The sequence below is a fragment of the Tardiphaga sp. GW821-FHT12E02 genome (assembly GCF_058807155.1).
The window spans coordinates 4,585,686-4,598,039 of sequence record NZ_JBXAQK010000001.1 but is presented as its reverse complement, the minus strand read 5'-3'; the positions used below and the strand labels follow the sequence as shown (position 1 = coordinate 4,598,039).

Sequence of the window (12,354 nt, the reverse complement as noted above, 5' to 3'; positions counted from 1 at the left end):
CTGCGGCCGGCGCTCACTCCGCCGCGATCGCCGCCGGCTTCGCGCGCTTCTTCACGCGCTTGATCGTGCCCGAGAAGGTGAACAGTTTTCGCCCGCCCGTATGCAGCACGCCGCGGAGGAAGATCAGCGAGCCGCCGATGCGGGTCATTTCGCCATCGCATTCGATGAGGTCGCCGACCTTGCCGGCGTCAAGGAATTCGCAGGCGAAGGAGACGGTGATACCGGGGCCAGCGAGTTCGCGCGAGGCGAGGGCGAACAGGCAGTAATCGGCGAAGGTCATGAAGCAGCCGCCATGGACGTTCTTCATGCCGTTGAGATGCCGCGGTTCGACCCGGAAGGCGCAGCGGACGGAGCCGTCGGCCTCGACCTTGTGCCAGAACGGGCCGGACACCGATTCGAAGGAATCGCGCTTCCAGGTGGTCCAGCCGGCGAATTCCCCCTCGGTTTCGGTAAAAGCATCGGCGCGGAACGGCAGGGTTGCGTCGGCAGGCACATTCACGGTGGGGAACTCCTTGGATTGGCGGCGAAAAGTGTTAAATCCGATCCGTCCGGCGGGCGCAATCCAGCCTCCGCGCAGGGCGATATGCAGGCCCGCGGAGGGCCGGACGGCACTTTTCGGGCAAAGCTTGGGACATGGGGGGAACGGGCCTGAATAAGGCCTTTTCCCACAGGTCTGATCTTTCTATGAAGGGGCCTTCCCAGAGCCAAGAGACAGCATGACCGAGCCTCAGATCACTCCCGAACTCGTCGCCTCCCACGGCCTCAAGCCCGACGAGTATGAGCGCATCCTGAAACTGATCGGGCGCGAGCCGAGCTTCACCGAGCTCGGCATCTTCTCGGCCATGTGGAACGAGCACTGCTCGTACAAGTCCTCACGCATCCATCTGAAGGGCCTGCCGACCAAGGCGCCCTGGGTGCTGCAGGGACCGGGCGAGAATGCCGGCGTGATCGACATCGGCGACAACCAGGCCATCGTGTTCAAGATGGAGAGCCACAACCACCCCAGCTATATCGAGCCCTATCAGGGCGCGACCACGGGCGTCGGCGGCATCCTGCGCGACGTCTTCACCATGGGCGCGCGGCCGATCGCCTGTCTCAACGCGATCAGCTTCGGCGCGCCGGAACATCCGAAGACGCGCCACCTGGTGTCCGGCGTGGTCGCCGGCATCGGCGGCTACGGCAATTCGTTCGGCGTGCCCACGGTGGGCGGCCAGACGCGCTTCCACACCCGCTATGACGGCAACAACCTCGTCAACGCGATGGCCGTCGGTCTCGCGGACGCGGACAAGATCTTCCTGGCAGCTGCCTCCGGCGTGAACATGCCGATCGTCTATCTCGGCTCCAAGACCGGCCGCGATGGCATTCACGGCGCGTCGATGGCCTCGGCCGAATTCGACGATGCGTCGGAAGAGAAGCGCCCGACCGTGCAGGTCGGCGACCCCTTTGCCGAAAAGCTGCTGCTGGAAGCGTGCCTTGAAATCATGGCTGCCGATTGCGTGATCGCGATCCAGGACATGGGCGCGGCGGGTCTGACTTGCTCGGCCGTCGAGATGGGCGCCAAGGGCGATCTCGGCGTCGAGCTCAATCTCGATGCGGTGCCGACGCGCGAAGAGGGCATGACGGCCTATGAGATGATGCTGTCGGAGAGCCAGGAGCGCATGCTCATGGTGCTGAAGCCCGAAAAGGAAAAAGAGGCCGAGGCGATCTTCAAGAAGTGGGGCCTCGATTTCGCGATCGTCGGCCACACCACGCCGACGCTGCGTTTCGTCGTCAAGCATGGCGGCAAGACCATGGCCGACCTGCCGATCAAGGAGCTCGGCGATGAAGCACCGCTCTATGATCGCCCGCATGTGCCGTCGCCGAAATTGCCGGTGATCGCCGCGCGCGACGTGACCGCGCCGGCCTCGCTGCTCGACGCACTGGTCAAACTGATCGGCACGCCGGACCTGTGCTCGAAGCGCTGGGTGTGGGAACAGTATGACCATGTCATCGGCGGCAACACCGTGCAGCGCCCCGGCGGCGATGCGGCGGTGGTGCGGATCGAGGACGGCCCGAAGGGCATTGCGATGTCGGTGGACGTGACGCCCCGCTATTGCGAGGCCGACCCGGTCGAGGGCGGCAAGCAGGCGGTGGCCGAAGCCTGGCGCAACATCACCGCGGTCGGCGGCAAGCCGCTGGCGGTGACGGACAATCTGAACTTCGGCAATCCCGAGCGGCCCGAGATCATGGGCCAGCTGGTCGGCTGCCTGAAGGGCATCGGCGAAGCCTGTGTCGCGCTCGACTTCCCGATCGTGTCGGGCAATGTCTCGCTCTACAACGAAACCAACGGCCGCGGCATTCTCCCGACCCCGTCGATCGGCGGTGTCGGCGTGCTCGATGATTTCACCAGGTCGGCGACGCTGGCCTTCAAGAAGGACGGCGAAGCCATCCTGCTGATCGGCGCGACCGAAGGCTGGCTCGGCCAGTCCGTCTATCTGCGCGATGTCTGCGGCAGGGAAGAGGGCGCCCCGCCGCCGGTCGATCTCGCCACCGAAAAACGCAACGGTGACGTGGTGCGCGGCATGATCCATGCCGGCACCGCGACGGCGGTGCATGACATCGCCGATGGCGGTCTGCTGGTCGCGGTCGCCGAAATGGCAATGGCGTCGGGTATCGGCGCCAAGCTTGATGCGGCGCCATCATCGATCGTGCCGCATGCGTTCTGGTTCGGCGAGGATCAGGCGCGCTACATCGTGACGGTGGCGGAGAATGATCTGCTGACGGTGTTGTCGAAGCTGAAGAATGTCGGCGTGCCCTGCGTGCAGATCGGCGTCACCGGCGGACACACGGTGGCGATCGACGGCGAGAAGGCGGTCGATATCAAGGCGCTCGTGCATGCCCATGAGAGCTGGCTGCCGAACTATATGAGCGGCAAGGTGGCGTAAGGCGTCAGTCTATGCTTGTCGTCACCCGGCTCGACCGGCTGACCCAGTAATCACCGCAGTCAAGGTCATTACTGGCAGTGCGTGTACTGGATCGCCCGGTCATGCCGGGCGATGACAACTGAGTTTTAATAATTCAAGCCGCGATCCACGGCATGCAGCAGTGGCTCGCCGCTCTCTGACCGCGCGATATTCTCCGCGATCTTTTCCGCCGCCGTTGAAGCCCGCGTCGCTGCTGCAATATGCGGCGAGATGGTCACGCTGGGATGTGACCAGAACGGATGATCCGCCGGCACCGGCTCGGTGCGGAACACATCCAGCGTCGCCTGCGCCACCTGTCCGCTGTCGAGGGCTGCGATCAAGGCGCCATCGACGATCAGCGTGCCGCGGCCGGCATTGACGATGAAGCTGCCCTTCGGCAGCAGCGCCAGCCGTTCGGCATTCAGGAGATCGATGGTCTCCGGCGTCTGCGGCAGCAGCCCGACAAGAATCTCAGCCGAGGCCAGTGCCTGCGCGAGGCTCTCCGCGCCGGCCAGGCAGCGAACGCCTGCCACATCGCGCGGGCTGCGGCTCCAGCCGGTAACGCGAAAGCCGAGTTGTGCCAGCGCCGTTGCGGCTGCCGATCCCAGCTCGCCGAGGCCCAGCACCGTGACCGAGCGGTCGGTGGCGAGGGGCGGGACATGCTGCTCCCATGTCCGCGGCTTCTCGCAGACATAGCGGTCGATGCCGAGATGTGCGCGCAGCACGTGGCCGACGACCCATTCGACCATACCCTGCCGCAAGCCGTCATCGACCATGCGGCACAGCGGCTGTGTCAGCGTGGTGTTGCCGACGATCTTCTCGACGCCGGCCCACAGGCTCAGGACCGCGCGCGTGTTGATGAAAGGCGCAAAATCGGTGATGGGGCCGCCGGTTGCGTGGATGATGTAGTCCACGTCCTCAGGCGCGATCTCGCCGAGCAGCCCGGCGCGGGCGTCGATATTCTTGCGCTGGAGGGCTGCGAGAATGGGATCGCGATAGTCTTCGAGCACGGCCGGCGTGACATTGAAGAGTAGATTGATCTTGTCGCCGTTGCGCGCACGCATGCTGGTCTCCTGGAAGGTCGTCGTGATTTGCGTGTGAAGGGCGCTACAGCACCCGCGTCATGCCCGGGATCTGCCGCAGCGCGCGCGTGGCGGCCCAGCTGATGGCCAGCGTGCCGGCAAAGGCGATCAGGGCCTTCGGTTGCGCGCCCCAGGGCATTTTCAGCATCGCCCATTGCAACCACAGCATCGGGATGTAGTGCAGCACGAAGATGCCATAGGCATCGCCGCGCAGCGGATCGAAGATGCTTTTCTCGCGCTGGCCGAAGCGCACGAACAGCGCCAGCACGGCGAGGCAGATCAGCGTGCAGGCGATGGCGTAAATCACGCCATAGCTCGACTGCCACCAGACCGGCGGGGCGCCAGTGAGGTTGGACAGCTTCATGCGGCGGAAATTGATCAGATAGGCGAGCGAGCCGAACGACGCAGCGGCTGCGATGGTCCACCAGAGCCACTGCTTGGCGAGAGCGCCGGTGCGGGCCAGCAGGCCCTGATCGATATTGGCGGCGCCGATGCCCATGCCGGCAAAGAAGAACACGCCATAGATCGCCATGCGGCTGAACTGCACCTGCAGCGGGCCGAGGCTGAACCAGCGCACGGCGCCGACCGTGAACAGGAACGGCACGTAAGAGATCACGGCGATGATCGCGAGCGCGGCGATGAACAGCCACGGCCGCTGGAAGGCGCGGATCGACAGCCGGTTGATGCCATCGACCAATCTCGGCGCGAACAGGAAGACCGGGATCGCCACCAGATCGAGAAACAGCAGATACCAGATGAACCATCCTGGGCCGGCGAACCATTGTCCCTGCTTGAAATTGTTGATGTAGAACTCGACAAATCCGGTCTTGTTGGTGGAGAGGCTGAACGACGCGTAATAGGCGATCGGCATCAGCAGGAGGATCATCGCCAGGAAGGGCAGTCCCAGCCGGAGCGCGCGATCGCGCACGAAATCCAGAATACCCTTGCGCTTCAGGCTCGGCCAGACGAACAGGCCCGACAGCATGAACATCAGACACATGAAGAAGGTGTCGTTGAACAGCGTCAGGACGTTGAAGCCGAACCAGCGCTGGTCATCGACGATGGGCGCGGTCGACCAGAGATAGTGATTGGGGTAATAGCGGCCGAAGGCGGTGTAGGCGACCACGGCATGGTTCGCGAGCACGAGCAGCGTGACGAAGGTGCGGGCGCGATCCAGCGCAGCGTTACGGTCTGACATGGTGGTCCGGCGAGCCCCTGCTGTGCCGCGCCAGTGGCGCGGCCGTCGCATTATCAATTGGACGCCATGATAAGGGGCGAAGCGCGTCCCGGCAATTCGCGGGGGTCAGGCCGGCAAAATCTCGATCTTCACCTTGTCCGGATAGAAAGCGAGATAATCTTTAATCTCTTCCATCGCCGGAAACGGCGTTTCATAGGTCCAGATCGCGTTGTCCAGCACCTTGTCCGCGGTCTTGATGCTGTAATAATTCGCGTCACCCTTATAGGGGCAGTGGGTCACGCGCTCGGTGCGCGTCACGGCATCCATATTGGCGTCGGCACGGGGGATGTAGAACACCTCGGGATAGGTCGCTTCCTTCAGCGTCACCGCCTTGGTGGTGTCGGCAATGACCACATCTCCGGCGGTCACGCGGATATGCTTGCCGGAGGGCGTAATCGAGATGGGATGGTCCGGGCCGGGGACTTTCATGGGGCTACCCTCGTGACGGTCAAATTGCTGTCCTTTCAGATGTGACATCCGACCCGCCTTTAAAAGGGGCCGATCCCGGATTATCATCATGGGAATGCCGCGCTGCACGCGATAGGCTGGAGACCCCGGCGGCACAATCATGCCGCGATTCGAGACTTCTGGAGACCCGACTGATGCCGATGGACGCCCGCGATATCGAGACCATGATCAAGGCCGCGATTCCCGACGCGCAGGTGACGATCCGCGATCTCGCCGGCGACGGCGATCACTACGCGGCCACGGTGCTGTCGGAGAGTTTTCGCGGCAAGTCGCGCGTGGCGCAGCACCAGATCGTCTATCAGTCGCTGAAGGGCCAGATGGGCGGCGTGCTGCACGCGCTCGCGCTGCAGACGGGCGTGCCGGAAGGCTAGCTCGGCTTGTCATCACCCGCGAAAGCGGGTGATCCAGTATTCATCGCCAGCCGTGCTTGCCACTGTCTTCAGCGTGTACTGGATCGCCCGGTCGAGCCGGGCGATGACAGTGAGAGATTGCGCGAGGCCGCGCTTACTCCACCGCCACCAGGGCATGCACCGAGAACTGATCCTCTGCATCGGTCCATGACGATTTCGGCTCCCAGCCCGAGCCACGCGCCAGCGCTGCAAACCGCTCGATCGAGTATTTGTAGCTGCTTTCGGTGTGAATGCTTTCACCCGCGCGGAATTTGAAGCTGCGGCCGAGCAGATGCACCGTCTGGGGCTCCTTGGCGATCAGGTGCATCTCGATGCGATGGCGCTCCTTGTTGTAGATCGCGCGATGCACGAAGGCGTCGAGATCGAAATCGCCGCCGAGTTCGCGGTTGATGCGCACCAGCACATTCTTGTTGAACGCACCGGTGACGCCGGCGGCATCGTTATAAGCCGCCTGCAGCACGCGCTCGTCCTTTTCAAGGTCGATGCCGATCAGCATCAAGGCATCCTTGCCAAGGATTTCGCGCGCTGACCTCAGAAAGGCGCAGGCTTCGTGCGGATCGAAATTGCCGAGCGTGGAGCCGGGAAAAAAGCCGACCTTCGGCATCGCCTTCACTGTGTCAGGCAGATCGAAAGACGCGGTGAAATCGGCATTCACCGGAAGCACATTCAGCGCAGGGAAATCCTTGCGCAGCTCCTTCGCCTGGTCGGCGAGAAAATCACCTGAGATATCGACGGGTACATAGGCGCCGAACGAGCATTGTTCGAGCAGCAGGCGAACCTTCGTTGTCGCACCAGCACCGAATTCAACCAGCGCGGCATCCTTCGGAATGATCGAGCAGATGTCCTTGCCGCGGGCGCGGAGAATGCCAAGCTCGGTCCGGGTCGGGTAGTATTCCGGAAGTTTTGTGATCTGTTCGAACAGCTGCGAGCCGGCTTCGTCATAAAAGTATTTCGGCGACAGCTTTTTCGGCTGCTGCGACAGTGCTTCGGTCACATCCGCAGCAAAAGCCGTGGTCGCGGGATCGAGCTCGGCCAAAGCCAGCGGGGCGTGGACGTTCATGATACTCTCCTCAACGCAATCGCGATGGATGCGGGGTGATGCTCAATTGCCGTAGTCTGCGAGGCGCAGGCCGGTGAATTGCCAGCGATGGTGGGGGTAGAAGAAATTGCGATAGGTGACGCGGCTGTGGCCGTCCGGCGTCGCCAGTGACGAGCCGCGCAGCACATACTGGTTCACCATGAACTTGCCATTGTATTCACCGAGCGCGCCTTCGATGGCGCGATAGCCGGGATAGGGCGCATACGAACTGCGCGTCCATTGCCAGACGATGCCATAAGCATCGTTGAGATTATTGGCGCGGGCCGCGACTTCCCATTCCATTTCGGTCGGCAGATGCTTGCCGTTCCAGCGCGCGAATGCATCGGCTTCGTAATAGCTGATGTGGCACACGGGCGCGTCGGGATCGATCGGCTGCAGACCACCCAGCGTCATGATCTGCCATTCGCCGTCGATCTTTCGCCAGTGACCGGGGGCTTGCCATTCCTCGCGCGCGGCAGCCGCAAAGCCATCCATCAGCCACAGCGTCGCCTTGTCGTAACCGCCGTCATTCATGAAGGTGCGCCACTCGGCATTCGTCACGAGATTGCGCTGCAGCTTGACCGGGCCGACAAGGGCGCGATGGGCGGGCTTCTCATTGTCGAAATGGAAACTGTCGCTCTGATGCCCGATGGTATGGATGCCTTCAGTCAGCGTCGTCCATGCATCGCCATCCCGTGTCGTGGCCGGGAAGTGCCAGCCGGCGTCATAGGCCGGCGGAATCGGGTTCTGGGCGAAGGCGTGCAGGATGTCGGTGAACATCAGCTCCTGATGCTGCTGCTCGTGATTCATGCCGACGTCGAGCAACGGGATCAACGACGCCAGTTTCTCATCGCTCGCGGTCTCGAAAAACGTCACAACGGCATCATCGACATGGCGACGATAGGCGGTGACTTCATCGGCGCTCGGGCGGGTCAGGTGTCCGCGCTGCGCGCGCGCGTGGCGCGGGCCGGCGGAGACGTAATAGGAATTGAACAGATAGGCGTAATCGGGATGGAAGACCTTGTAGCCCGGCTGATGTTCGCCGAGCAGAAACTGCTCCCAGAACCAGGTGACATGCGCGCGGTGCCATTTGGCCGGGCTTGCATCGGGCATCGACTGGATCAGCTGATCTTCCGGCGATAGCGGCGCGGCGCGCCGCTCGGTCTCGTTGCGGACCGCGAGATAGGCCTCGGTCAGTTGTTGGGCGAGGCCGCTTCTGGCAATCGGAGCTGCGGGCTGGGCGGATGCTGAGGGCGTCACGTAAGTCTCCGATTTGAGGGGAGAACGTCAGTCTTCCGGATGGGTTCCGCAGAAACGGTTTGTCCTAGATAGGGTGCCCCAAACGGGATGAAAGGCTCCCCGTCATATAAATCCGTGTCCTGATGGCTTGGACAAAGCTGCGGAAAAGCGCCCGCCGGGCGGCCGGCCGGGCCGCAAATGCGGGTGAAAATCGGCTTTCGGCTTGGGATGCGAAACGGTTTCGGCTACATATATGGGCAGGCGAGGGCCGCTGCGCCGGACGGGCCGGCCGCGACCAGGGTGCGAGCAAGGATGCGATCATGAGCATTGAGCAATTCATTGAGAACGAAGTGAAGACCAACGACGTGGTGCTGTTCATGAAGGGCACGCCGCAGTTTCCGCAATGCGGGTTCTCGGGCCAGGTGGTCCAGATCCTCGATCACGTCGGCGTCGGCTACAAGGGCCTCAACGTTCTCGAATCCGCCGACCTGCGCGACGGGATCAAGACCTATTCGAACTGGCCGACCATTCCGCAGCTCTATGTAAAGGGCGAATTCATCGGTGGCTGCGACATCGTGCGTGAGATGTTCCAGGCGGGTGAGTTGCAGACCCTGCTGGCTGAGAAGGGCGTCATCGAAGCCCAGGCCTCGGCCTGATCTTTCAACGACACATCGGGACGGCGACGCTTGGCGTCGTCGTTGCCGACATCACCACGCTCCGCGTGGATGCCATCGTCAACGCCGCCAATGAGACGCTTCTTGGCGGCGGTGGCGTGGATGGCGCGATCCATCGGGCCGCCGGACCGGATCTGCTCGCCGCATGTCGCACGCTTGGCGGCTGTGCCACCGGCGACGCCAAAATCACCCTCGGATACCGTTTGCTTGCGCGGCATGTGATTCACACCGTGGGTCCGATCTGGCATGGCGGTGGGCAAGGTGAGGACGCGGTGCTCGCCTCCAGCTACCGGCGCTCGCTTGAGCTTTGCGAGGCGAATGGGTTTGCAACGGTGGCGTTTCCGGCGATTTCCACCGGCGTCTATGGCTTCCCGGCCGAGCGGGCCGCCGGCATCGCGATACGCACCGTCATCGACACCCTGCGCGCGACACCCGTTGTCCGCGCCGTCACCTTTTGCTGTTTCTCTCAACCATCTGCCGAATTGTATCGACGCGAACTCGGCGAGCCTCTTGCCTGAGGTCGGTCCGCCGTTAGACTTCGCGCGGTCTGGTCACGAGGATGTGCGATGAAGCGACGGAGTGTGATGCGCGTATTGGCTGCCGGCGCGGTGTTCGCCGCCGGTGCCAGTGCGTTTCTGTTCCAGACCTTCGCCGCAGCGGAAGATCGCTTTGCCGCCGAAGGCACGTTCGATATCCCGGCCGGCGCGCATTTCTCGCAGGAGAAGCTCAAGGCCATCGACGCATTCTTCAAGACGCAGATCGACAACGGCAAGATCCCCGGCGCCATCGTGCTGATCCAGCAGCACGGCAAGCCGGTCTATGAGCGCTTTTTCGGCGAACGCGATCCAGACACCAAGCAGCCGATGAGCGCGGATACGATCTTCCGCCTGCATTCCATGTCAAAGCCGATCACGTCCTTTGCGGCGATGATGCTGATCGACGAGGGCAGGCTGAAGCTGGACGATCCCGTCTCGCAATACATTCCGTCTTTTGCAAAAGCCAAGGTCGGCGTCGAGAAGAAGCTGGAGAATGGCGAGAAGGGGCTGGAGATCGTGGCGCCGAACCGGCCGGTCACCATCCGCGATCTCTTGCTGCATACGTCCGGCGTCACCTACGGCTTTTATGGCAACAGCCTTGTGCGCCGCGCCTACGGCAATGCGGATATCTACAATGGCGATTTCGACAATAAGGAATTCGCCGACCGCATCGCGCAGCTACCGCTGGAATTTCAGCCCGGCACCATGTGGGACTACGGCCACTCCACCGACATTCTTGGTCGCGTCATCGAGGTCGTCTCCGGCAAGACGCTGCTCGGCTTCGAGGAAGAGAAGCTGCTGAAGCCGCTCGGCATGACCTCGACAGGTTTCTATGTGAAGGAAAAGGCCAAGGAAGCGCTGCTCGCCAAGCCGATGGGCTGGGATCGCGATTTCCGCACGGGCCGCCAGAACCGCCCCGAGACCTACCAGAAATGGGAATCCGGCAGCGGCGGCATGGTCTCGACCCTGTCGGATTATCGCAAATTCGCGCAGATGCTGCTCAATGGCGGCGAATATGACGGCAAGCGCTATCTGAGCGCGGCCACATTCAAGGACATGACCACCGATCACATCGGCAAGGACAGTGGCATTGCGCGCGATGCTCTGTATTTCCCGGGTGATGGCTTCGGCTTCGGCTATGGCTTCGCCGTGCGTACCGATGCCGGCAACGCAAAACCACCACCGCCGGGATCGCTCGGCGAGTTGAAATGGGACGGCGCCTCCGGCTGCTATTTCATCATCGATCCCAAGCAGGATTTCTTCATGATCCTGCTCGAACAGACACCGTCAGAACGTCAACGCATCCAGCGCTCGCTCAAGCTGCTCGTCTATGAAGCGCTGGAGAAATAGCGCCGCTGCCATCCTGCTGCTGACGCTGTGCTGCGTCGGCGCGAGTGTCGTGCCGATCTCGTTTGCCCAAGCCGAGAAAGCGCAATCCGTTGCGCGCACGTTCTCGCCGGACCAGCTGCTCAAGCTCGACGATTACTTCGTCGGAATGGTCGCGGAGCGTAAAATTCCCGGCGCCGTCGTGCTGGTGCAGCAGCATGGCAAGCCGGTCTATTTCGATACATTCGGCAATCGCGACAGCGGTCATCCGATGACGGCGGATTCGATCTTCCGGCTGTATTCCATGAGCAAACCGATCACATCCGTTGCCATCATGATGCTGGTCGAGGACGGCAAGCTCAAGCTTGACGATCCTCTGTCGAAATACATTCCGGCGTTTGCAAAGGCCAAAGTGGGCCTCGACGCGAATGGCGGTGACGAACATGCCAGCTTCGGGCTCGTGCCACTGCAACGTCCGATCACCATTGCCGATCTGCTGAAGCACACATCCGGCATCACCTACGGCTTCTATGGCGATGACCCCGCGCGAAAACGCTATGCGCAGCTGGATGTGTTCGGGCGCGATTGGGACAATGCCTCATGGGCGGAGCGCATTGCGAAACTGCCGCTGGCGGAGCAGCCGGGCACGCTGTGGAACTACGGGCACTCTACCGACATTCTCGGACGCGTGATCGAGGTCGTCTCCGGCGACACGCTCTATCATGTCCTGCGCGATCGCTTGTTCGCGCCGCTGGGGATGACCGACACGTCATTCTACATCACTGACTTGAATCATCGCGAACGTGTTGCCGAGCCTTTTGCGTCCGACCGCATGGTCGGGCCGGTGGTCGGCATGCACGATCCTGCCGAAATCATGCGCTGGGAGGCCGGTGGCTCCGGTCTTGTCTGCACAATCGCAGATTATGCGCGCTTCCTGCAGATGTTGCTGAATGGCGGGACCTTGGACGGCAGGCGCTATCTCACGGCTGCAAGCGTGAAGGAGATGACGCGCGATCACATCGGCCCCGGTAGTGGCGTTGCGCGCGACTATTACTACTTTCCCGGTGCGGCCAGCGGCTTCGGCTATGGCTTTGCCGTGCGCACGAAGGAAATTGCGGAGGAGCCGGGACCGCTCGGCGAATATCGCTGGGATGGTGTCGGCGGCACCTTCTTCTGGGTCGATCCTGCGGACGACATGTTCGTTCTGGTCATGACCCAGGCGCCATCGCAGCGCTGGCGCATGGAAGTGGATGTGCGCAAGATCGTGTATGATGCGCTGAAGTAGCGATGTTGCACTCGCCTTGTCATCATCCGCGAAAGCGGGTGATCCAGTAGACACAGGTTGTTGTGACTAAGACGCTT

12 protein-coding genes are annotated in these 12,354 nt (G+C 62.4%); 6 read left to right on the top strand and 6 right to left on the bottom strand.

Annotated elements, in window-relative coordinates; translation table 11 throughout:
- Positions 1–13: 13 nt before the first annotated feature.
- Entirely contained in the window at positions 14–499 is a 486-nt protein-coding gene (locus AC1RQ5_RS21925) for a PaaI family thioesterase (protein WP_493201747.1), read from the bottom strand.
- A 217-nt stretch (positions 500–716) separates the two neighbouring features.
- Between AC1RQ5_RS21925 and purL the strand changes: the two genes are divergently transcribed.
- Positions 717–2,924: a phosphoribosylformylglycinamidine synthase subunit PurL gene (gene purL, locus AC1RQ5_RS21920; protein WP_493201745.1), complete on the top strand. Its 2,208-nt coding sequence runs from the start codon at positions 717–719 to the stop codon at positions 2,922–2,924.
- Positions 2,925–3,049: 125 nt separating this feature from the next.
- On the opposite strand, the gene AC1RQ5_RS21915 is transcribed toward purL, so the two are convergent.
- The 3 genes from AC1RQ5_RS21915 to AC1RQ5_RS21905 form a co-directional block, all read right to left on the bottom strand.
- The gene (locus tag AC1RQ5_RS21915) at positions 3,050–4,006 is read right to left on the bottom strand and encodes a 2-hydroxyacid dehydrogenase (RefSeq protein ID WP_493201744.1); all 957 of its coding nucleotides are present in this window, start codon (positions 4,004–4,006) and stop codon (positions 3,050–3,052) included.
- Between the two features lie 43 nt (positions 4,007–4,049).
- Positions 4,050–5,222: an acyltransferase family protein gene (locus AC1RQ5_RS21910; protein ID WP_493201742.1), complete on the bottom strand. Its 1,173-nt coding sequence runs from the start codon at positions 5,220–5,222 to the stop codon at positions 4,050–4,052.
- A gap of 105 nt (positions 5,223–5,327) precedes the next feature.
- Complete coding sequence (locus AC1RQ5_RS21905; protein ID WP_398477651.1) at positions 5,328–5,690, bottom strand: DUF427 domain-containing protein; 363 nt, start codon at positions 5,688–5,690, stop codon at positions 5,328–5,330.
- Positions 5,691–5,863: 173 nt separating this feature from the next.
- Here AC1RQ5_RS21905 and AC1RQ5_RS21900 point away from each other — a divergent pair, with 173 nt between their 5' ends.
- On the top strand, positions 5,864–6,100 hold the full coding sequence (locus AC1RQ5_RS21900) for a BolA/IbaG family iron-sulfur metabolism protein (protein WP_211909409.1): 237 nt from the start codon (positions 5,864–5,866) through the stop codon (positions 6,098–6,100).
- A gap of 133 nt (positions 6,101–6,233) precedes the next feature.
- Here the strand turns inward: AC1RQ5_RS21900 and egtD are convergent, their stop codons facing one another.
- Together egtD and egtB are read right to left on the bottom strand one after the other, a co-directional pair.
- Entirely contained in the window at positions 6,234–7,199 is a 966-nt protein-coding gene (gene egtD, locus AC1RQ5_RS21895) for an L-histidine N(alpha)-methyltransferase (RefSeq protein ID WP_493201739.1), read from the bottom strand.
- Between the two features lie 42 nt (positions 7,200–7,241).
- The gene (gene egtB / locus AC1RQ5_RS21890) at positions 7,242–8,477 is read right to left on the bottom strand and encodes an ergothioneine biosynthesis protein EgtB (RefSeq protein WP_493201737.1); all 1,236 of its coding nucleotides are present in this window, start codon (positions 8,475–8,477) and stop codon (positions 7,242–7,244) included.
- A 299-nt stretch (positions 8,478–8,776) separates the two neighbouring features.
- Between egtB and grxD the strand changes: the two genes are divergently transcribed.
- The 4 genes from grxD to AC1RQ5_RS21870 are packed head-to-tail and all read left to right on the top strand — an operon-like array spanning position 8,777 to position 12,277.
- Positions 8,777–9,112: a Grx4 family monothiol glutaredoxin gene (gene grxD / locus AC1RQ5_RS21885; protein ID WP_398477644.1), complete on the top strand. Its 336-nt coding sequence runs from the start codon at positions 8,777–8,779 to the stop codon at positions 9,110–9,112.
- On the top strand, positions 9,112–9,648 hold the full coding sequence (locus tag AC1RQ5_RS21880) for an O-acetyl-ADP-ribose deacetylase (RefSeq protein WP_493203515.1): 537 nt from the start codon (positions 9,112–9,114) through the stop codon (positions 9,646–9,648). Before grxD ends, AC1RQ5_RS21880 begins: the two co-directional genes overlap by 1 nt.
- Before the next feature lie 48 nt (positions 9,649–9,696).
- Entirely contained in the window at positions 9,697–11,016 is a 1,320-nt protein-coding gene (locus tag AC1RQ5_RS21875; protein ID WP_493201735.1) for a serine hydrolase domain-containing protein, read from the top strand.
- Entirely contained in the window at positions 10,997–12,277 is a 1,281-nt protein-coding gene (locus AC1RQ5_RS21870) for a serine hydrolase domain-containing protein (protein ID WP_493201733.1), read from the top strand. Before AC1RQ5_RS21875 ends, AC1RQ5_RS21870 begins: the two co-directional genes overlap by 20 nt.
- Positions 12,278–12,354 lie beyond the last annotated feature (77 nt).